Below are 20507 nucleotides of genomic sequence, written 5' to 3'. Positions count from 1 at the left end.
GACTGTTCATAGGGAACGTAACGCTTCCCTGCGGATCGATCGGTTGGGTGAAATGGATAACCCGAAATGGGATCTGGCACTCCTAGATTACTTGGATTACGGGTCAGTGTCTTGGATGACTGGCCAATTCTATCGATCTGTTTTTCGGTTGCAGTCTGCCTTTAGGAGGTTTGGAGAGCATTTCCCTAAAAAACAAAGCCCCAACTCCAGCGGAATCAGGACTTTGCGAACCCTTGATTAAGTGAACTTTGGGTCGGTGAACCTGTCAGTTCAGGGGAGGGCAGTTCAATTTTGAATGCAATGGGAGGCTCTTCAGCGTTTCAGTTGAGCGTTAGGCAGCAGGATTAGGCGCTACCGCTGAACATGACATCGGGGAATTTAGATTGAGCTTCCGTTACAGGGCGGCTCTTGCCCTCTTCTTGCCAGTAGTTGATGACTTCTGTTGCTTTGTTGAGCAATTCCACGCGATCGACTTCAGAAATCCAGTGCTTGGATTCCAATTCGGTCTTCATTTGTTCCCACGCATCATTGCGCGGCCAGAAGAAATAGCAGGTCAGCGGGCTAGAACCCTTTCCAACGACCTGATCAACGGCAAGTGCCACATCTTTATCGAGCCAAAGAACCTTTAAGATAAACTTCGACAAACCTAGCCTCCAGCGCAGTCCCAAGCTTTAAATAAGTACAGCCCATAATTGTACCAGGAATTGGTAATCTTGGATGTTCTAGAGGCTGGAGTCGATCGAGGAACGGGCAATGATTTTAGTGTTCGACATTGATGGTGTGATTCGGGATGTGGCGGGTTCCTATCGGCGGGCCTTGGCAGACACGGTGGAACAGTTTACCCAGGGTGCCTACCGACCCACGCCCCAGGAGATTGATGCCCTTAAGGGAGAAGGGTTGTGGAATAACGATTGGGAAGCCTCCCAGGAATTGATCTACCGCTATTTTGAGCAGCAGGGGCAACCCCGATCGCAGGTGGATCTCAGCTATGAAACGATCGTGGCCTTTTTCCAGGGCAAATATCGCGGGGAGCAGCCGGATGGCACCTGGACGGGCTACATCACCCAGGAACCGCTGTTGGTGGATGCGGCCTACTTTGATGCGTTGACGGCTGCTGAGGTCAAGTGGGGCTTTTTTAGTGGGGCGACGACGGCTTCAGCGACGTTTGTGCTGACCCAGCGGGTGGGGTTGCGATCACCGTTGCTAGTGGCTATGGAAGACGCGCCGGGGAAACCGGATCCCACGGGGTTGTTTGCGGCACTGACCCAGTTGGGAGAGCATCCGGGTGATCGTCCGGTGGCCTACGTGGGGGACACGGTGGCGGATATGCACACGGTGGTGCAGGCCCGTCAAATACAGCCCGATCGCCGCTGGCTCGGGTTAGGGGTATTGCCACCCCACATTGCCGCTGATGCAGACCGTCGAGAGGCTTACAGTGACGGATTACGCCAAGCCGGAGCCGATCGGGTGGTGAGTTCTGTGCGGGAGATAACCCCCGCTTGGTTAGACGGGATCCTCTAGGACAGTTTGAGGAATTTTTCTAGGGCGACGGTAATGTCATTGGGCCAACGGCGGACGGTTTTCACCCAATCGAGATCTTTGTAACGGGCATCCAGTTCGATCGCAGAGGCCCAATTGCTTTCGGCCTCATCCCGTTGCCCGATCGCCCATAAAGCCGCTGTGTAAGCTGCTCGCATGTCCGCAAACCGGGGATACTTGCGAATAATATTGCGCATTTCCCGAATCGAGTCTTTGAGGTCGCCCATTTGATACATGGCGAGGGCGGCATTGGCCCGGGCGATCGCGAAATCCGGGGCTAACAATGACGCTTTGCGGTAGTCAGTCAGGGCTTCTCCCCAGCGCCGCAGGCCGCCTTTAGCATTACCCCGATTGTTATAAGCAGCGGCATCGTTGGGATCCAGTTCCAGCACATGGTCATAGTCGGCGATCGCGGCTTCGTACTGGCCCAAGCCTTCCAAGGCGGCCCCTCGGTTCAGGTAGGGATCGGGGGCATTGGGCGAGAGGGAGATCGCGGCGTTGAAATCTTCGATCGCGGCTTCTAGTTTGCCTTGGCTGACCCGTGCATTGCCGCGATTGCTGAGCAGGGCGGCATTGTTGGGCAATTTTTGCAAAAGAGTCGTCCAATAGTCCTCGGCCTGGGCAAATTTGCCTTCATTGGTGGCAGTAAAGGCTTTTTCCCGCAGGTCGGCAATCTGCTTGAAAAACTCCTGGGGCGAAGCTTGCTCCAGCACCTCCTCAGCCGCTTCCTCTTGGGCAGGAGCCGGACTTGGAGCCACTGTTACCGCAGCGATCGAGGGCATGGGGTGACTCCAGAATCCAGCGATCCCCACCCACAATCCAAGAACCCAAGACAATAAACGACGCATGATCCAATTCCCCCCACGGTGAACAAATCGGTAAACCAGTCAATTTGATATCACTGCCCCAACTCATGGGCGATCGCTAGAACCGCTGAGCCTATTTTTACAAATCTTTAAGATAGCAGGGTTAGTTGGCTGCTGGGGGGTTCGTAGCCTAGATGTTTCCAAGCGGCGGCGGTGGCGACGCGGCCTCTCGGGGTGCGGCTGAGGTAACCGATCTGCATCAGGTAGGGTTCGTAGACCTCTTCGATCGTTTGGGCATCTTCCCCGGTGGAGGCGGCCATGGTTTCCAAGCCCACTGGCCCACCGTTAAAGCGCTCGATCATCACCGTCAACATGCGGCGATCGGTCCAGTCCAAGCCACAGGGATCCACGTTAAATAGTTCCAAGGCTTCGGCGGCGATCGCGTCATCGATCGGGCCACTGCTTTTGACTTGCACGTAGTCCCGCACCCGTTTGAGCAAGCGATTGGCAATCCGGGGGGTGCCCCGCGATCGACGGGCGATTTCTTCGGCTCCCGGTGGGGTAATCGGCGTTTCCAGTAAGGTTGAAGTCCGCAGAACAATTTCCGTCAGTTCGTCCAGTTCATAGAACCGCAGGCGTTGGATCAGACCAAAGCGATCGCGCAGGGGGGAAGTCAAGGCTCCCACGCGGGTGGTGGCTCCGACGAGGGTAAATGGGGGCAGTTTGAGCGATCGGGTGCGGGCGCTCTGGCCTTTGCCGATCGTCACATCGATGCGAAAGTCCTCCATGGCGGGATAGAGAATTTCCTCGGTGACGCGGGGCAGACGGTGGATCTCGTCAATAAACAACACATCCCCTGGTTGTAGGTTCATCAGCAGGCCCACAATATCCCGAGGTCGCTCCAACGATGGTGCACTGCTGATTTTGCAATTAACGCCCATTTCCGTCGCCAGGATCAGTGACATGGTGGTTTTTCCCAATCCCGGTGGGCCGTAGAGCAGTAGGTGATCGAGGGACTCGCCCCGTCCTCTGGCCGCTTGGATGGCAATGTCCAGCACGTCTTTCAAATCCCGCTGACCCACGTATTCCCGAATGCTCTGGGGCCGAATCTTTTCCTCTTGCCGTAGCGTCTCTTCTGGGGCTGATTCCGGCTGTAATAACTCGTTCTTCGATCGGTCTAGTGGTTGGATGGGATCGGCTTCCTGACGGGCAGGGCGAACGGTGCGCGATCGTCGTGCTGGGGCGATCGACGGTTCTGGGAGGGGTAACTGCCCCTGCTCAGGTGGATCGGGATTGGGTTGCTTGGAGGAAATGATCGCCATACATTCAACATCAGGGAAAAGCTTGCGGGGTCAACGGTGGCAGAGGATTAGGACAGACCTACTAATAGCCTATACCACGGAACTTAAACTGAACTCACGCTGAACTCGCTAAACTCAGAACAGTCGCCCTAATCGCAAGCAATTGAACAAAAATGGCGGACATTGATTTAACCTTTACCATTCCCCCAGAGGTCACCTTTGAACAGGCGATCGCGATCGCCCAGGATCTCCTAGCCGCTCAGCCGACGGATGATGTGCTGACAGCGGCGATTACGGCGCTGGTGGCCACCCCAAATGGGGCACGGGGCTTTTTAGTGACTTTTCTATCGGGGGATCTATCAGGAGAATTTGCCCGCGCCGATCGGCCCACGGAGGCGGTGGCCCAAGGGTTGCGCACGAATCCCGAGTTGATTGCTGATTTGATGGCGAAAAATCTGGCCATGTCCACTGCGATGGAACTGACCCATCGGCGCAACGGCCATCCGGAGATGGCGGCGGGATCCCACCTCACCCAGCAGCGATCGCGGCAACTGATCCAGGGCCTCCATCTCCCGATCGTGCAAAATCGCTTAATGGCCCTCCAGCAGTCAATTACCCAAGGCCGTGGCGAGTATGCAGATTTCCTAGCGCGCTGGGGCTATGATGACGAACAGAAGGCTGCGATCCTGGCGGCGATTGAGCCACTAATCTCTCCGTAGCTTCTCAATCAGGGGGTGAAACGATGACGATCGCGACTCCACGACGGATGAGCCTTGAGGATTATCTAAACTACGATGACGGGACTGATACCCGCTATGAGTTGGTGGATGGGGTATTGGTCGCGATGGGTGCTGAAAGTCCAATTAACAATACGATTGTCATGGTTTTACTGGGGGTCTTAGGATCCCTGGGTATCCCGTTCTATCGCTTTGCCACGGGCCATCACATTCAAGTCGATTCCAACAAGGCCACCGCAAGACAACCCGATCTGATTGTTCACACTGAGGAATCCATCCAAGCGATCCTGAAAGAGGGAAAGATGCTGCGATCGGAGATGCCTGCTCCGCTGTTGGTGGTGGAAGTGGTGTCTAATAGCGACCACGATCGCAGCAGTCGAGAGCGGGATTACTTTGACAAATGGACTGAATACGCAGCACGGCAGATTCCGGAATACTGGATAGTGGATCCCAGTGCAGGGTTGGTGCTGGTCTGCGTTTTAGTCGGGGCTGCTTATCAGAACGTTGAGTTTCGGGGCAATGAGGCGATCGTGTCTTCCACGTTCCCAGCGCTGAATCTAACGGCTAGTCAAATTCTCAAGGCAGGGCAGGACGGGGAGGTCAACCAATGACGATCGCGACTCCACGACGGATGAGCCTTGAGGATTATCTAAACTACGATGACGGGACTGATACCCGCTATGAGTTGGTGGATGGGGTATTGGTCGCGATGGGCAACGAGAAACGACTGAACGAAAAAATTGCGCTTTGGCTGATTGGGCAGTTTCTCCCCTGGGTTCCCCTTGACTTGATCGCGCGGGGCACGCAGATAGCAGTCCAGAGTCCATCCGTTACGATACGGACGCCCGATCTCATGGTGCTGACTGAGACGCTAGATCAATTGCTGACCCAGGCGAGTCAATCTGTGATTACCCACGAGATGCCTCCGCCTCAACTGGCGATCGAGGTGGTGAGTCCTGGTGCGGTTGGCAGTGAAAACTACCAACGGGACTACGTTCAAAAGCCGATCGAGTATGCAGCGCGGGGCATTCCCGAGTATTGGATTATCGATCCGGAGCGGGCTGTGGTTTTAATTGGCCTCTTGCAGGAGGGGCGCTACCAGTTTCAGGCGTTTAGGGGGAGTGAGGCGATCGTGTCTCCCACGTTCCCAGCGCTGAATCTAACGGCTAGTCAAATTCTCAAGGCAGGGCAGGACGGGGAGGTCAACCAATGACGATCGCGACTCCACAACGGATGAGCCTTGAGGATTATCTAAACTACGATGACGGGACTGATACCCGCTATGAGTTGGTGGATGGGGTATTGGTCGCGATGGGCGCTGAAAGCACGTTGAATAACTGGATTGCAGGATTTTTGTATGCTTACTTCCTGCAACACATGGGTCTTCCCTTCTATCGACTGGGGATGAAACAGAAAGTTCAGGTCAACAGCCGCTTTGCGAGTGCCCGTGAACCGGATCTGATTGTGCATTCACCCGAATCAGCAGCAGCGATCGAAGGCTTATCCGAGGTCTACCTGAAGCTGGCAAATGGCGTTAACCCTTGGGTTGTGATGGAAATCGTTTCCCCCGGCGACGAAGCCAGTGAAAACTACCAACGGGACTACGTTCAAAAGCCGATCGAGTACGCAGCGCGGGGCATTCCCGAGTATTGGATTATCGATCCGGAGCGGGCTGTGGTTTCAATTTGCCTCTTGCAGGAGGGCACCTACCCATTTCAGGTATTTAGCGGCAGTGAGCCGATCGTCTCACCCACATTTCCAGCCCTGAACCTAACGGCTAGCCAAATCCTAAAGGCCGGTCGTTGAACCGTCTTTAAACCGTCGTTACATCGATGGGAGCCGATCGCAGGCGACTGATTTTTTGCTTACCTTCCTTCTTACCCGATCGGCCTGAGCCATGAGCCTTGATGTCTTGATTATTCAGCTAGTGGCCTTGTCCTGCCTAGTGATTATTGCGCGGGCTGGACGACGGCAAAGTTGGGCCTGGATTGCTTTGGCGATCCTGGCGGTGCTGGCGATCGGGCTGCTGCTCCAGGCTCCGTGGACGGCAGCGGTGAGCGGTACCCTGTGGGTGCTGGCCATTGTGATCCCAGGACAGGGGCTGCGCTATTTCAATAGGTTGCGCTTGCAGGAGCAATATCAACAGGCACGCAACTGGGCTAGGGTACTGCGCTGGTTGCACCCATTGGACGGGTGGTGGCAATTCCCGGCCATTATGCAGGCCCAAGCCTTGGCCCAGGCGGGTGATCGGGACGCGGCACTGGCCTTGCTGAAACGCTATCAAACCGATCTCACCCCTACGGGCCGCTGGGTCACCACGATCGTCTATCAACTAGAAGGCCGCTGGGCTGAGGCCGTGATCTGGGCACCCCGCTGTTTGTCGGAGGCCCAAATGTTGCGGGAAACGGCGGTATTGGGGTTGTACCTGCGGGCGCTGGGGGAAACGGGGGATCTCAATCAACTGGTGCGGCTAGTCGATCGCTGTGCTCAACAACGCCAACGCCTCGGGAGTTCCATGGCTCTGGATTTTGGCAGACTCTATGCCTTTGCCTTTTCGGGACAACCGGAGCCTGTTGCATATCTGTTCACAACGTCGTTAAAAGCCTGTAGTTCCCCAATCCAGCAATTTTGGCAGGCTACGGCAGAGTGGTGCGCTGGGAATCGGGCTGGAGCCCAACCGCTGTTTCAAGCCTTGCAAGCTCAATCGGATGTCGGGTTGCACCAAGCGATTGCCGCACGGCTTGCCGCTCCCTACCGTCCCCCAGAACGCACCCTCACCTTGGCTGCCTACGAACTACTCAACCGTCTGCGCCAAGGGCTTGACCAAGATGGAAAATATAATCTCCGCCAAGTGGTCGCGTTTCAACAAGCTCCCGTGACCTACACATTAGTCGGTCTCAATGTCCTCATCTATGGCTTACCCATGGCGTTGGCGTTGCTGTGGGATTTGGAACGGGATTTATCCCGCTGGCTAGACCGCATTCAGGATCCTAGTTTGCCCCTTTGGGTCTTCCAGCCTGTCTGGCTGATCTATCGATCGGGGGTGATGGTGCCGGAATTGGTGCAGCAGGGGCAATGGTGGCGACTGCTGACGGCCACGTTTTTGCACATCGATCTGATGCATCTGGGCTTGAATATGTTGGGGCTGTGGTTTGTGGGGGCCTTTGTAGAAGCTCGCCTGACGCCTTGGAAGTTTTTAGCGGCCTATCTGACCTGTGGGGTGGGTTCTATGGCGATCGTGGCGTGGGGCGCGATTCTCTCAGGCGAGGTGGATATTTCAGCCCTAGGCGCATCGGGGGCAATCATGGGTGTTTTGGGCATGATGGGCATAATTTTTTTCCAGGAATGGCGACATCATCGTGCACCCCTGGCGGCCCGCTGGTTGCGAACGTTTGGCGTGATTATTGTCCTCCAGACGGTTTTTGATGTGCTGAATCCTCGGGTGAGTTTGTTGGGGCATCTATCAGGGCTGATTTTAGGCTTCGGTGCGGGATGGATTCTCTTTCGGCGTCGTCCCGTGTCTTCTGCGTCAGGGGATAGTCCCTTGCTGTAGTGAAGTTGGATGATTTCGCTTCTCCAGCGCCTGTCTATGTGGTGAATGGTTTCACCGCAATTCTTGCCGTATAGTCCACACGATTGAGCAGCAGTGGAACTTGGTGTTCAGCTAAATATTCATCGGTGGCTCTTCGACTGCCTTGCCAATGACCGTAGTCATCGATAATTAGTACCCCACCCCCCACTAGGCGAGGAAACAGGTGAATCAGTTCATGGTGGGTTGATTCGTACCAATCCGTATCGAGCCGAAGAATCGCAATCTTGTCCGGTGCCTGGGCAGGAATGGTGTCCTCCACTTTGCCTTTAATGAGGTTGACCCGATGGGCAGGATAGCCCGTGCTGGCTAAATTCTGCCGCACTTGCTCGATCGAAGCGTAGCACCAATCCGAACTGTCTGCCGTTTTCTTCATTGCCTCAAACTCAGCCGCAGCGGGGTTGCCGGAATAATCAACATCCGCTTCGGTGGGCTGGGGCATGCCTTCATAGGTGTCAAACAGGTAGAGATCGCGATCGGTGTCCCCCCACCGCTGAAGGGTCTGGGCAACCGCCATCATGCTCCCCCCTTGCCACACCCCACATTCCACCACAGCGCCGGGAATGTCGGCCCTCACAACATATTCCACCGCTTGCATCAAGGCAAAGATGCGCTCAACACTCGTCATGGTGTATGGCTGCACCGATCGGATCACCGCAATGCTGTTTTCGTCAAAGTCGGAGGGAAAACTCGTTCGATCGGAAGCATCTAGCACCGGAGCCAAATCTTCTGACGGGGGCTGTTCGATGAGGTGCAAGGGAGGCTGCTGGTTGTCCAAAGCTGGCTTCTGGGCAGGATAGCGGGTTACTTCAAACCCGAAATTTCTGATCCATTGTTTGATTGTTTGTTTCATATCCTTACTCCCTAGCTACTAGGAACCAACCCGAACCACCCTGATTTGGTGGATATTTGATAGAGCTTCATTGGGCAGATTCAATTTGCATATCAATCTCTAACCATATCCGAGAACCTTTAAGGTGATTGAAAAAAGACTATTCCAGAAAGACTTAACGGAGCCTTAGCGTAGATTGCTAGATCTGCTCTGGATCTGTGAATGTCTTCGAGTAGGATCTTATGTCGTCTTCTGTAACTAAATGCTAATAAATTTCAGCGTGATTTCTAACCTTATACTCGTCCTAAAGCCGCACACAAGCTATTGTTCTTTGACGCGAGGTGTGATAACTATAGGGGGCAACTGCAAGCTAGGGACTGTTCAGTGCTCAAACCCGCCTATCTGTTTCGTCAAGTGACTCGCCGACTCCCCCTTTCATCGGGTCTTTGGGTCAAGGCTGATTTACTGAAAGTATTGGTACAGCGGGAACTCGTTGCACGGTATAAAGGCTCTTTGCTCGGCAACTTTTGGACACTCATTAGCCAGTTAACTCAGTTGCTGATCTACACCTATGTCTTTTCGATCGTCCTCAAGGTCAAGCTCAGTCATCAGGCCGATATTCATGGAGCGTTTCAAGGCAGTAATTTGGGGTTTGCGCTGTGGTTGTTTGCCGGATTAATTTCTTGGAATGCTTTTGTCTCCGGATTGATTCCCGCCACAACCTCCGTAGTGAATCAGCCCAATCTCGTTAAGAAAGTAGTGTTCCCCCTGACGCTCCTGCCCCTTGTTCCAACCGTTGCCGCCTTTGTGGATAGCTCGATCGGGCTGGTGGTACTAATTGCTGTTTTAGGAATTTTCACTCACACGGTTCATGCAACGCTATTACTGCTGCCATTCATTTGGATGCCTCAACTGATGCTCACCGCAGGTTTAGCCTATCTTACTGCTGGATTGACTGTGTTTGTGCGGGACATTCCCCAAAGCATTGGTATTTTATTAAACTTTGCATTCTATTTGACGCCGATTATGTACCCGATCGACCTCATTCCCCAAGCATTTCAAACCTGGATTCGCTGGAATCCCTTTAGTGTTATCGCTGAAATCTACCGCGATTTAGTGCTCTGGGGGCAGGTGCAGCACTCAGGTGAATGGATCTACCTCTGGATCGTGGCTGTTGTGATCTTTGGGCTCGGATCTTGGGTGTATCGTCGGCTGACTCCAGCTTTTGCTGATGTGCTGTAGCAGCGTCTGTTTTTGCCTCCGTTTCCAGAAACCTTGTTTCCACAGCATCGAGTCAGATGGCTGAGTCCTTGCTCCTGTCGATCGCTGCCTTGCCCGGTTTATCGCTAGAAAGACATCGCTAGAAAGACAATGTCAGATATTGCAATTTCCCTCAATCAAGTCTCCAAGTGTTTTAAACGCTACGCCCGTCCGGTCGATCGGCTCAAAGAACTCCTCCTACCTGGTAAACCCCGCGCCGAAGCATTTTGGGCGCTGCGGGATATTAACTTAGAGATTCCCAAAGGAGAAACCTTCGGCCTCGTTGGACAAAACGGTTCCGGCAAAAGCACGCTCCTCCAAATCATTGCAGGGACCCTCCAGCCCAGCAGCGGCGAAGTCATTACCCATGGTCGCATCTCTGCCCTGCTCGAACTGGGCAGTGGGTTTAATCCAGAATTCACAGGGCGGCAAAATGTCTTCTTTAACGGACGTATCCTGGGGCTGAGCCAAGCGGAAATTGAGGCACGCTTTGACGATATTGCCGCGTTCGCTGACATTGGCGACTTTCTCGATCAGCCGGTTAAAACCTATTCCAGTGGGATGTTTGTTCGCTTAGCCTTTGCTGTTGCGATTAATGTCAGCCCCGATATTTTAATTGTGGATGAGGCGCTGGCTGTCGGAGACATCTTCTTTCAGGCTAAGTGTTTTCGGCGGATTGAGGTGCTCCAAGATCAGGGCGTGACGATTTTATTCGTCTCCCACGATCTGGGCTCGGTTCAAAATCTTTGTAAAGAGGGGATTCTGCTGCACCATGGCCAAATCCTATGTCGGGACGAGCCCAGCGTTATTTCCAGCGAATATTACAAGCTGTTTCGGGTCGAGCACGAGAAACTGCACTCCTCCCAAACTGATTACACCGACACTGATTTCCCCTCGGTTCGAGAAGGGCTGATCGAAGTGACCTACGATCAACGCATTAGTAACGGCAAAGCCACGATCGAACAGGTGTACGTCACAGCCCTCAACGATCACCCCCAAAAGACATTTCAGGTCGGAGAAACGGTCAAAGTCACGCTGGTTACCCGCTTCCATGAGGACTGCGAAAAGGTTTCGTCTTGCGTTGGGCTACGCGATCGCTTTGGCCAGAGCCTGGTGGGTAAACACACCTGGTATGACCATCCCGGCCTCATTCCCAAGGTGAAGGGAGGTGAGGTTGTAGAATTCGAATTTACGATGCAGCTGGATCTCCACCATGGAGAATATCTCGCCATTATCGCCGTGGCCTCGCAGCGCAGTGAAGCCGACTACGACTCCCTCGATATCATTCAAGATGCCTTTGTCATCACTGTCGCTGGCGAAAATCGTCATTGGGGCATGGCGAAGATAGCCGGTTCCGTCAACATCTACCACCACGGTCAACCCTTAGAAATGGCAGAAACGGCTGCGCTCTAGATCCCGTCACGTCCCAACTGCAACCAAGCTGCAAATTTTGTGAGAAGATACGATGCGCTGAGGCTTGTGCAGTGTTCTTGCCTGACCTCATCCCTCCGAAAACTCCAGCTTCTGCAGCAACGTTCTTTTCCAACACCAGAGAAACTATGGCTGTTACCACCTCCCAGTCCCCCTTTGCCCGCCCAAAAAACTGGCTGATTCGTAAGCTCGATCGCTGGGCTGCCCGTTGGGTGCTGCGTGCCATGGTTGAAAAAACCGAAAACATGATGTCGGTTCGCTGGACGGGGCGTCAGATTTGGCAATGTCCAGTGGATGCTTGGGTCGTGCAGGAAGTCATCAGCGAACTCAAGCCTGACCTGATCATTGAAACCGGAACCTTTCTCGGGGGATCGGCCTACTACTACGGCTGTATCTGCGACATGCTTGGCCATGGCCATGTGGTCAGCGTTGATATTGCGCCTAAGGGGATTCAACCCCATCCCCGCGTTACCTACATTTCTGGGTCATCCGTCGCCCCAGAGATTGTTGATCAGGTGGCTGATTTAGCCCGTAGCCTGCAAGCCAAGCAAATCCTCGTCATCCTTGACTCTGATCACAGTGCGGGGCACGTTTTGCAGGAAATGGAGATCTATTCGGCTTTTGTCCCCATGGGGGGCTACATGATGGTGCAGGATGCCTGCATTGATGAATACGAGGTCTTTAAGGTCGATCGACCCGGTCCCGGTGTTGCGATTCAGAAGTTTCTGGCGGAGCGATCGGATTTGGTGCTCGATCGTGAGGTGGAGAACCGCTATGTGGTGACCTTCCATCCCCAAGGCTGGCTCAAGCGAGTCGCTCCAGATCCCAAGCCGATCGATTTAACTCCCCCTGCTGAACAGACTCCAGTCGCTGCACCCAAGCTCAATGTGCCAGACATCTACCAGCATGTCAATTTCCAGCTACCAACCCACCGTCTGAGTGAGATTTTTCCGGGGATCGAAGGGGTGTCCGTACGATCGATCGCTTCCCAAATTCAGCGCAAAGACGATTGGCCTCTGCCCGTCGTAGAACTCCTCACTTTAGGCGCGATCTGTCAGCATCTCCAGCCCAAGCGGATTTTTGAAATTGGCACCTATCGGGGAGCCAGCACAGTCATGATGGGACTCAATACGCCGGAGGAGACGGAGATCTTCACCCTGGATCTTCTCCCTGAGACCCAAGCGACCCACCAGCATGGGTTGGGGGTTGGACTGCCTCAGTTTCCTGTGGGTGAGCAATTTCAGCACAATCCTACGGTATCTCCGAAGATTACTCAGCTCTATGGTGATTCCCGCGAATTTGACTTCAGTCCCTACTATGGCACCTTGGATTTGGTGGTGATTGATGCCGACCATACCTATGAGTTTGTCAAATCAGACACAGTGCAAGCCCTGAAGCTACTCCGCCCAGGTGGTGTGATTCTTTGGGATGATTACCTCTGGATCCAGAAATATCCCGAATGTGCTGGTGTGACACGCTGCTTGGACGAACTCCAGCAGGAAATCGATTGTGTACAAATTGCAGAAACTCGTCTAGCGATTTACGTGAGTCCTCAATCTTGAATCTAGGCCATTGCTCCATGGGGGCTTCATAGAAGTGGGGTTGACTGCTCAGTTAATACGGCTCAGTCAGTGCTAAGCAGTCAATTTAGTGAAAAGTCAAAGGCTTGCTATCAACCTAGACGGCTGATGATTGGCGTGGCTGATTCTAGGAGGATGCTAGGTGTATGAGGATGTGGAATAAACGTACAGAATTCGCATTGATTTAGGTTTAACCATTTTCTATTTTTTCTTGTCCTGATCTGTGAAGTCTATGACAAGTCATCTGGTTTGCACCATAATCACGAAAAATTACCTTGCCTATGCTCGGGTTCTCGCAGTTAGTCTCGCGGTTCATAACCCTGATTTGAAACTTTATGTCTTGTTGGCTGATCGTAATGATGGGGAGATTGATCCGGAGCAGGAACCCTTTCACCTGATCCCGTTAGAAGCGTTAGCGAATCAAGCCGCGGTGCAGCGGATGTGTTTTTACTACACTCCGTTTGAGCTGTGCTGTGCTTTGCGGGGCTTGCTTCATCAGTACATCCTGGATCATACGACGGCAGAGCGCTGGATCTTCCTCGACTCAGATATTTATGTCTGTGGGTCGCTAGAACCGGTGTTTGAACGGCTGCGATCGGCTGCGATTCTCTTGACGCCCCATAACCAAACGCCCCCCGAAATTGAACGAGCAAATATCTGTGAAGTCAATCATCTTCTACAGTCTGGCTTATACAATGCTGGGTTTCTGGGATTACGACGCTGTGAAACCACTTCCCGATTTCTCCATTGGTGGCATGCACGCTTAATTCATTTTTGTTTTAATGACCTAGGGCATCAAGATTCTCGTGGCCTATTTGTGGATCAACTGTGGCTTAATTTGGTTCCCATGTATTTCCCAAAAGTTGAGTTTCTTCAAGATTTGGGGTGTAACTTAGGTCATTGGAATCTCTGGGAGCGACCTTTAAGCCAAACTGGGCAGGGCTTAATTCTTGCGGGAGGATCTGTTCTGCGATTTGTGCACTTTAGTGGTTGGAGCTTTGAAAATCCGACTAAAGTTTCTCGTTATGATGACTTCTATGATTCGACAGATCAGCCTGTCTGGGCAGAGTTAGGGGTGAATTATCAAGTCCTTTTGAGGGAACAAGGTTATGCAGAACTGAAGCATTTCAGTTACGGATTTGCAAAATTTGTGACGGGAGAACCGATTACCCTGGCAATGCGGCGAGCCTATTACGATGATCTTCAAGCTGGACGAGCGATTGACCAGCCCTTTTCCCAGGCTAGATTTTTTTTGTCCCGAACCTATGAACCCGGTAGTAGTGTTCGTCTACTGTGGCAAGAAATTGTGCAACTCCAGCAACGAGTGCGTCAAGTAGAAACACTAGAAGTGCAGTATCAAGAATTACAGACCCAGTCTCAAGAATTACAGACCCAGTATCAAGAATTAGCAGACTGGGCGATGGCACTGGAGTCACAGTGCCATCGGTCTGAGCAAGCCTTAGAGAGGAGTCAGCAAAAGTATGATCGGTTAATGGATAGTTACTCTATGCGGATTACTGCTCCCTTGCGTTCTTGGAAGCGTCAAGTGAGAAGGCTTGGGGCAGGTCTACTACGCCTGAGTAAATGTCTTCTGAAATTAGGCTTCATCCGAATAGTTCTTTTGCTGAAATTAATTCCAGGGATGAAGATGCTGCTGAAGAACATCTTGAGGAGATTTCCAAAACTAGAATCGAAGCTGCGTTCGCGCCTATCCAGTGCCTCCTTGCCCTTGGCACATTCGCCCTCAATGATTTCTGTAGATCCTGTTATTCCGCCCGAATTGCTGCACCTCACTGCCACTGCGCGATCGGTCTATGCGGAATTGAAAAGTGCTATTGAGAAACACCAGAAGGATGAGTGACGGATGAGAATTGTTGTTGACTTGCAAGGGGCTCAATCGGTTAATTCTCAAGCTGGGGAAGTGAGTGAGTCTTCTCTGAGACTGCTCCAAGAAATTGTTCGTCATCGAGGCAAACATGAAATCATAATCGCTTTGAATGGCCTTTTTCCGGCAACGATCGAACCGATTCGCGCCAAACTTCAGGGGTTACTCCCTCAGCAAAACATTCGGGTTTGGTATGCCGCCGCTCCTGTGAGTGCGCAGAATCCGGATAATGCATGGCGACGCCAAGTGGCAGAACTCACCCGTGAGGCATTTCTTGCAAGTCTCAACCCCGATATTGTGTGGGTTGCAAATTGGTTTGAAGGTTTTGAAGAAGATGCTGTAACCAGTCTGGGTAAGTTTGTGCGTTCCATCCTAACGGTGGTGACTTTATTTGACTTAACACAGTGGCTGCATCAGCAAACTCATCAGGGAGATCCGCGCTTTCAAGCGTGGTTTTCAGATCAGGTCAAGCAGTTGGCTTGTGCTGACCAAATTCTTGTCACTTCTGAAGCTTTACGTCAGCAAGGGATACAGCATTTAGACTGGTCAGATCAAAAAGTAGTGAATCTTGCTGCGGGAGATCAAAGTGATTGGAGTGGTTGTGCACAGCAATTTATTGTTGCCCTAGAGCGTTTGTACGCTGAACGATCGACCTTCTGTCCGCCATCGTTCCCTATTAGTGAACAGCTTCCTAAATTAGCGTTTCTCTCGCCCCTCCCCCCTGAGCGGAGTGGCATTGCGGATTATAGTGCTGAACTGCTGCCAGAACTAGCCCGCTACTATGAGATTGATGTGATTGTTGCTCAGGCAGAAGTCTCGGATTCCTGGGTTTGCGATAACCTCCCGATTCGCAGTGTGGATTGGTTTGTTCAAAATGTAGAACATTACGATCGTATCCTTTACCACTTTGGGAATTCGCCGTTTCATCAACATATGTTTGACTTGATAGAGCGGTTTCCTGGTGTGATTGTTCTACATGATTTTTTCCTAGGGCATATCCAAGCCCATCGTGATTTGCAGGGATTTGTTCCAGAGGAATGGTCTCGGGAGCTGTATCACGCCCATGGTTATGGGGCTCTATGCGAACGCTGGCATGCTGCGGATCTTTCTGATGTGGTGTTTCGTTATCCCTGTAATCTGAGTATTTTGCAACAGGCGATCGGCGTGATTGTGCATTCTACTCAGCCCTCGAAGCTGGCTCAACAGTGGTATGGTTCAGAGATCGCTCAGGCTTGGTCAGTGATTCCGCTGTTGCGGAAGCCTGCAGAAAACATGGATAAACGGCTGGCTCGACAAAAGCTGGGTCTCGAAGAAAATGCCTTCATTGTTTCCTGTTTTGGGATTCTCGGCATTACAAAACAAAATCATCGACTATTAGACGCCTGGCTTAGGTCGTCTCTTGCCCAAGACAAACGCTGTCTCTTGCTGTTTGTGGGGAATCATGGGGGAGGAGACTATGGTAACCAAATCCTACAGACCATTAAGTCCAGCGGGTTACAGAATCGAATTCGCATCACGGGCTGGGTTGATGGTTCCGCGTTTCAAAATTACTTGGTTGCGAGTGACGTGGCGGTGCAGCTGCGGACACTCTCTCGAGGGGAGACGTCAGCATCTTTGCTGGATTGCATGAACTATGGCTTGCCGACGATCGCCAATGCCCATGGTTCAATGGCGGAATTGTCACCGGATGTGGCGTGGATGTTACCGGATGAATTTAGTGACGATGAATTGACTGAAGCCTTGGAAGTGCTGAAGGTAGATCAATCCCGTCGTGAACGCCTGGGGCAGCGCGCCCACGAAGAAATTCTCCATCGCTACTCGCCTGAGTTATGTACTCAACAATATCAGGCAGTGATTGAGAAGTTTTATGCCCAAGCGGCGGCGAATCGAACTCAACTGATTCAAGCCATTGCCCGTCTGGAGGATTCATCCCCAGCTCAAAATGAATTGCTTGAGGTCTCTACGGCGATCGCGCTCAGTCTACCCAATCAAAAAGGTCTTAAACAACTCCTAGTCGATGTGTCTGCGCTAGTCCAGCACGATTTGAAAACAGGGATTGAGCGAGTGACCCGAAGTATTCTACGAGAACTCTTGCTCCATCCTCCGAAGGGATACCGTATTGAGCCAGTTTACGTTACGCCCCAGAGTGGTGGATATCGCTATGCGCGAAAGTTTACCCTGAAATTTTTAAACTGTCCGCAGAAAATCCTGTGGGATGATCGCCTGGAGACTACCTCAGGGGACATCTTTTTGAGTCTGGATGTGCACTACGCTTTTACTCAAATGCTGGACTCTCTACAGATGATGCGCCAGCAAGGAGTGCCAGTCTATTTTGTCGTCTATGATCTTCTGCCGGTGCTGCTGCCCCATTGTTTTCCAAAGGAGTCAGAAGGCCTGTTTCGCAATTGGCTACGGGTGGTTGTTCAGGCAGATGGAGCAATCTGTATTTCTCGAACGGTTGCGGATGACCTGCGACAATGGCTCATCAAGACTCATCCGGAGCGATTGCATGAATTGAAGATTGAATGGTTTCACTTAGGCTCCGATCTGGAAAATTCAGTGCCTACGGTAGGGATGCCAGAAGATGCGTCCACGGTGTTAGCCCATCTGATGACGAGGCCAACTTTTTTGATGGTAGGGACGGTCGAACCTCGAAAAGGCCATGCTCAAGTGCTGGCTGCCTTTGAACGACTGTGGGATCGGGGTGTTCAGGCCAATTTAGTCATTGTTGGCAAAGCTGGGTGGATGGTGGAGACATTGGTCCATCAATTAAGTCACCATTCCCAGCTCAATCAGTGTCTTTTCTGGCTCCAGGGCATTAGTGATGAATACCTTGAGCAAGTCTATGGGGCCAGTACGGCCCTCATTGCAGCCTCTGAAGCAGAAGGATTTGGATTGCCCCTGATTGAGGCCGCTCAACGAGGGTTGCCGATCGTTGCACGGGATATTCCAGTGTTTCGTGAGGTGGTGGGTGATCATGCGTTTTACTTGGCGGGGACGACTCCGGAGGCGTGGGCGTTGTCCCTAGAAACCTGGTTGCAACTCTACGATCGTGGAGAAGTCCCTCAATCCGGTTCCTTAGAATGGTTGGATTGGTGTCAAAGTACCCAACAGCTTCTCAAGGGAATCGGGATCCAGTGAGATATTCCATCCTCCGGGTGCAGGGCTGGGTCGGGATGATCTTTAGGGGGAGGGCAGAACTGTGATTGTGAGCGCTGGTGGAGATGGCGGCTTGTGCTACATGGGTCGCTACTTTGCTAGACTTTGCGGTGGCCATCTCCATAGGAAATACCCATGACCAAAAAGGCACTCATCACAGGACTGACGGGACAGGATGGTTCTTACTTGGCGGAGCTGTTGCTGGAAAAAGACTATGAGGTGTATGGTCTCGTGCGGCGATCTAGTTCTGGAAATCTTGATCGGATTTCTCACTTGGCCGATCGGGTCAAAATCATGTCCGGAGACTTGCTTGATCAATGCTCCTTAATGGATGTCATTACAGAAGCTCAACCCGACGAAATTTATAATTTAGCTTCCCAAAGCTACGTCCCGTTGTCATGGACACAGCCAGCACTGACAGCAGAATATACGGCGTTAGGGGTGTCGCGGTTATTGGAGTCGATTCGTCGCTGCAAACCCGATGCTCGATTTTATCAAGCCTCCAGTAGTGAAGTCTTTGGGCAACCGGATGAGTCCCCCCAAACGGAGCGCACGGCCTTTCGTCCCCGTAACCCCTACGGTGTGGCTAAAGCTTACGCCCACTGGATGACGATTAATTACCGCCAACAATACAATCTCTACGCCTGCTGCGGCATCACCTACACCCATGAATCCCCGCGTCGGGGGGCGGAATTTGTGTTTCGCAAGATTACTCGCGGGGCGGCGATGGCCAAGCTGGGATTGCTCCAGGAGTTAAAACTGGGGAATTTAGATGCCAAGCGGGATTGGTGCTATGCCAAAGATGCGGTGTATGCCATGTGGCTGATGCTACAACAAGATGTGCCGGATGATTACATTATTGCCAGTGGCGAAGTCCATTCTGTGCGCGAATTAGTTGAGTGTGCTTTTGGTTTTGTTGGGTTGACCTGGCAGGACTTTGTATCTGTGGATCCGACATTTTATCGTCCCGATGAGGCAGTTCAACTGGTCGGCTCGATCGAAAAAATCCGCCACGATTTGCAGTGGCAACCTCAGTATTCCTTCAAGCAATTGGTTGAATTAATGGTGGAGTACGACCTTAAATTGCTCCAGGCGTAAAATTGCTCCAGGCATAAAATTGCTCTAGGCGTAAAATTGCTCCAAGCGTTGTTTCCTCGGCTGAAGACTGGCTGGAAACAACCTGTCGGGATTGGAGCACAGGGGCTGAATACCGTTGATTTGTCTTGGGGGTGCGAGGGATAACGATCAGAATTTGCTCAGCAAGGGAACCCAATTCAGATTACATTGAGTCAGGGAACAGGCTGATACAAGTTCTAGTTAATGTTCTAAGGCGCGATCGAATTATGTCGATCGTCCTAAGCAAGATATTTACGGCGTTTGCGAGACTATGGAAAACTTTAGCTGGACTGGAAAACAGGTTTTAGTTACAGGGGCAGGCGGTTTTATTGGCAGTCATCTGTGTGAAGCGTTGGTTGAAGCAGGGGCTGAAGTCACCGCCATGATTCACTATAGCTCTCGAAGTGACTGGGGAAATCTGGAGTTTTTGCCACAGGACTATAAAAAATCGCTCCAAGTGGTATCTGGGAATATCGAAGACAGTGATTTTGTCATGCGCCAGGTCAAAGGGAAAGCGATCGTCTTTCACTTGGCCGCTTTGATTGGGATTCCCTATTCCTATGTTGCGCCCCGCAGCTATCTAAAGACCAACATTGAAGGAACGCTGAATGTGGTGGAAGCAGCGCGCCATTTTGACTTGGAGCGGATTGTCCATACCTCAACGTCCGAAACCTACGGGACGGCGATCTATACCCCGATCGATGAACAGCATCCCCTCCAAGGCCAATCGCCCTACTCCGCCTCCAAAATTGCAGCGGATAAAATGGCAGAAAGTTATTATTTAGCCTTCGGTCTGCCGGTCTCGACCATTCGTCCGTTCAATACCTACGGGCCCCGTCAATCGGCTCGGGCTGTGATTCCGACGATTATCAGTCAAGCCTTTACCCAGCCTAGTATTCGACTTGGTTCCCTTGATCCGGTGCGCGACTTAAACTTTGTCAAAGACACCGTGTCCGGCTTTATCAAAGTGGCGGAGTCGGAAAGCTGTATTGGTCAAGTGACAAATGTGGGCTACGGCAAAGGCATCACGATCGGAGAACTGGCTCACACGATTTTGTCCTTGATGGGGGTTGATAAACCGATTGAAGCCGATCAAGCGCGGGTTCGCCCCAGCAATAGTGAAGTTTTTACCTTGATCTGTAATAATTCCAAAGCTGCGGAGATTGCGAACTGGCAACCACAATATTCTTTAGAACAAGGTCTGCAAGCGACGATCGACTTTGTGCAAGCCAATTTAAACTTCTTCAAAACCGATCAATATAGCGTGTGAGG

17 protein-coding genes are annotated in these 20507 nt (G+C 52.0%); 13 read left to right on the top strand and 4 right to left on the bottom strand.

All coding sequences use genetic code 11. The features are described from left to right. Positions 1-344 precede the first annotated feature (344 nt). Complete coding sequence (locus tag H6G21_RS13205; protein ID WP_190573886.1) at positions 345-644, bottom strand: 30S ribosomal protein PSRP-3; 300 nt, start codon at positions 642-644, stop codon at positions 345-347. 109 nt (positions 645-753) lie between these two features. Here H6G21_RS13205 and H6G21_RS13200 point away from each other — a divergent pair, with 109 nt between their 5' ends. Continuing rightward, positions 754-1521, top strand: a complete 768-nt coding sequence (locus H6G21_RS13200) for a TIGR01548 family HAD-type hydrolase (protein ID WP_190573885.1) — start codon at positions 754-756, stop codon at positions 1519-1521. On the opposite strand, the gene H6G21_RS13195 is transcribed toward H6G21_RS13200, so the two are convergent. Next, positions 1518-2387, bottom strand: coding sequence for a tetratricopeptide repeat protein (locus H6G21_RS13195; RefSeq protein ID WP_190573884.1), 870 nt, complete (start codon positions 2385-2387; stop codon positions 1518-1520). The two genes, H6G21_RS13200 and H6G21_RS13195, sit on opposite strands and share 4 nt — an antisense overlap. Positions 2388-2494: 107 nt before the next feature. Beyond that, positions 2495-3667, bottom strand: a complete 1173-nt coding sequence (ruvB, locus tag H6G21_RS13190) for a Holliday junction branch migration DNA helicase RuvB (RefSeq protein WP_190573883.1) — start codon at positions 3665-3667, stop codon at positions 2495-2497. Between the two features lie 152 nt (positions 3668-3819). Here ruvB and H6G21_RS13185 point away from each other — a divergent pair, with 152 nt between their 5' ends. The 5 genes from H6G21_RS13185 to H6G21_RS13165 all read left to right on the top strand — a co-directional run bounded on the left by H6G21_RS13185 (position 3820) and on the right by H6G21_RS13165 (position 7936). Next, complete coding sequence (locus H6G21_RS13185; protein WP_190573882.1) at positions 3820-4365, top strand: hypothetical protein; 546 nt, start codon at positions 3820-3822, stop codon at positions 4363-4365. A gap of 23 nt (positions 4366-4388) precedes the next feature. After that, positions 4389-4994: a Uma2 family endonuclease gene (locus H6G21_RS13180; RefSeq protein WP_190573881.1), complete on the top strand. Its 606-nt coding sequence runs from the start codon at positions 4389-4391 to the stop codon at positions 4992-4994. After that, entirely contained in the window at positions 4991-5596 is a 606-nt protein-coding gene (locus tag H6G21_RS13175) for a Uma2 family endonuclease (RefSeq protein ID WP_190573880.1), read from the top strand. Before H6G21_RS13180 ends, H6G21_RS13175 begins: the two co-directional genes overlap by 4 nt. After that, positions 5593-6189 carry a Uma2 family endonuclease gene (locus tag H6G21_RS13170; protein WP_190573879.1) on the top strand — a complete coding sequence of 199 codons (597 nt, stop codon included), beginning with the start codon at positions 5593-5595 and terminating at the stop codon, positions 6187-6189. Before H6G21_RS13175 ends, H6G21_RS13170 begins: the two co-directional genes overlap by 4 nt. A 91-nt stretch (positions 6190-6280) precedes the next feature. Then, positions 6281-7936: a rhomboid family intramembrane serine protease gene (locus tag H6G21_RS13165; protein WP_190573878.1), complete on the top strand. Its 1656-nt coding sequence runs from the start codon at positions 6281-6283 to the stop codon at positions 7934-7936. A 34-nt stretch (positions 7937-7970) separates the two neighbouring features. Here the strand turns inward: H6G21_RS13165 and H6G21_RS13160 are convergent, their stop codons facing one another. Continuing rightward, positions 7971-8825 carry a TylF/MycF/NovP-related O-methyltransferase gene (locus H6G21_RS13160; RefSeq protein ID WP_190573877.1) on the bottom strand — a complete coding sequence of 285 codons (855 nt, stop codon included), beginning with the start codon at positions 8823-8825 and terminating at the stop codon, positions 7971-7973. Between the two features lie 363 nt (positions 8826-9188). On the opposite strand from H6G21_RS13160, the gene H6G21_RS13155 reads away from it, so the two are divergent. From H6G21_RS13155 to H6G21_RS13125, 7 genes are all read left to right on the top strand, one after another. Beyond that, a complete protein-coding gene (locus H6G21_RS13155) occupies positions 9189-10046 on the top strand; it encodes an ABC transporter permease (RefSeq protein WP_190573876.1) in 858 nt (285 codons plus the stop codon). A gap of 129 nt (positions 10047-10175) precedes the next feature. Then, entirely contained in the window at positions 10176-11477 is a 1302-nt protein-coding gene (locus H6G21_RS13150; RefSeq protein WP_190573875.1) for an ABC transporter ATP-binding protein, read from the top strand. 146 nt (positions 11478-11623) lie between these two features. Beyond that, positions 11624-13057 carry a CmcI family methyltransferase gene (locus H6G21_RS13145; protein ID WP_190573874.1) on the top strand — a complete coding sequence of 478 codons (1434 nt, stop codon included), beginning with the start codon at positions 11624-11626 and terminating at the stop codon, positions 13055-13057. 250 nt (positions 13058-13307) lie between these two features. Continuing rightward, positions 13308-14936: a hypothetical protein gene (locus H6G21_RS13140; protein ID WP_190573873.1), complete on the top strand. Its 1629-nt coding sequence runs from the start codon at positions 13308-13310 to the stop codon at positions 14934-14936. 3 nt (positions 14937-14939) lie between these two features. Then, positions 14940-18101 (top strand): glycosyltransferase, encoded by a 3162-nt coding sequence (locus H6G21_RS13135; protein WP_190573872.1) that lies wholly within the window; start codon positions 14940-14942, stop codon positions 18099-18101. A 153-nt stretch (positions 18102-18254) separates the two neighbouring features. Continuing rightward, positions 18255-19217, top strand: coding sequence for a GDP-mannose 4,6-dehydratase (locus tag H6G21_RS13130; RefSeq protein WP_190573871.1), 963 nt, complete (start codon positions 18255-18257; stop codon positions 19215-19217). Positions 19218-19506: 289 nt separating this feature from the next. Then, positions 19507-20505, top strand: a complete 999-nt coding sequence (locus H6G21_RS13125; protein ID WP_190573870.1) for a GDP-mannose 4,6-dehydratase — start codon at positions 19507-19509, stop codon at positions 20503-20505. Positions 20506-20507: the final 2 nt, after the last annotated feature.

The organism is Alkalinema sp. FACHB-956 (genome assembly GCF_014697025.1).
In the GTDB taxonomy this organism is placed as follows: Bacteria; Cyanobacteriota; Cyanobacteriia; order Leptolyngbyales; family Leptolyngbyaceae; genus Alkalinema.
This window is presented reverse-complemented; position numbering and strand designations above follow the sequence as displayed.

Excerpts from the sequence above, each read along its gene's own strand:
- H6G21_RS13140 (WP_190573873.1), top strand. The coding sequence starts at position 13,308 with ATGACAAGTCATCTGGTTTGCACCATAATCACGAAAAATTACCTTGCC.
- H6G21_RS13180 (WP_190573881.1), top strand. The coding sequence starts at position 4,389 with ATGACGATCGCGACTCCACGACGGATGAGCCTTGAGGATTATCTAAAC.
- H6G21_RS13125 (WP_190573870.1), top strand. The coding sequence starts at position 19,507 with ATGGAAAACTTTAGCTGGACTGGAAAACAGGTTTTAGTTACAGGGGCA.
- H6G21_RS13195 (WP_190573884.1), bottom strand. The coding sequence starts at position 2,387 with ATGCGTCGTTTATTGTCTTGGGTTCTTGGATTGTGGGTGGGGATCGCT.
- H6G21_RS13160 (WP_190573877.1), bottom strand. The coding sequence starts at position 8,825 with ATGAAACAAACAATCAAACAATGGATCAGAAATTTCGGGTTTGAAGTA.
- H6G21_RS13135 (WP_190573872.1), top strand. The coding sequence starts at position 14,940 with ATGAGAATTGTTGTTGACTTGCAAGGGGCTCAATCGGTTAATTCTCAA.
- H6G21_RS13175 (WP_190573880.1), top strand. The coding sequence starts at position 4,991 with ATGACGATCGCGACTCCACGACGGATGAGCCTTGAGGATTATCTAAAC.
- H6G21_RS13185 (WP_190573882.1), top strand. The coding sequence starts at position 3,820 with ATGGCGGACATTGATTTAACCTTTACCATTCCCCCAGAGGTCACCTTT.
- H6G21_RS13170 (WP_190573879.1), top strand. The coding sequence starts at position 5,593 with ATGACGATCGCGACTCCACAACGGATGAGCCTTGAGGATTATCTAAAC.
- H6G21_RS13145 (WP_190573874.1), top strand. The coding sequence starts at position 11,624 with ATGGCTGTTACCACCTCCCAGTCCCCCTTTGCCCGCCCAAAAAACTGG.
- H6G21_RS13150 (WP_190573875.1), top strand. The coding sequence starts at position 10,176 with ATGTCAGATATTGCAATTTCCCTCAATCAAGTCTCCAAGTGTTTTAAA.
- ruvB (WP_190573883.1), bottom strand. The coding sequence starts at position 3,667 with ATGGCGATCATTTCCTCCAAGCAACCCAATCCCGATCCACCTGAGCAG.
- H6G21_RS13130 (WP_190573871.1), top strand. The coding sequence starts at position 18,255 with ATGACCAAAAAGGCACTCATCACAGGACTGACGGGACAGGATGGTTCT.
- H6G21_RS13165 (WP_190573878.1), top strand. The coding sequence starts at position 6,281 with ATGAGCCTTGATGTCTTGATTATTCAGCTAGTGGCCTTGTCCTGCCTA.
- H6G21_RS13200 (WP_190573885.1), top strand. The coding sequence starts at position 754 with ATGATTTTAGTGTTCGACATTGATGGTGTGATTCGGGATGTGGCGGGT.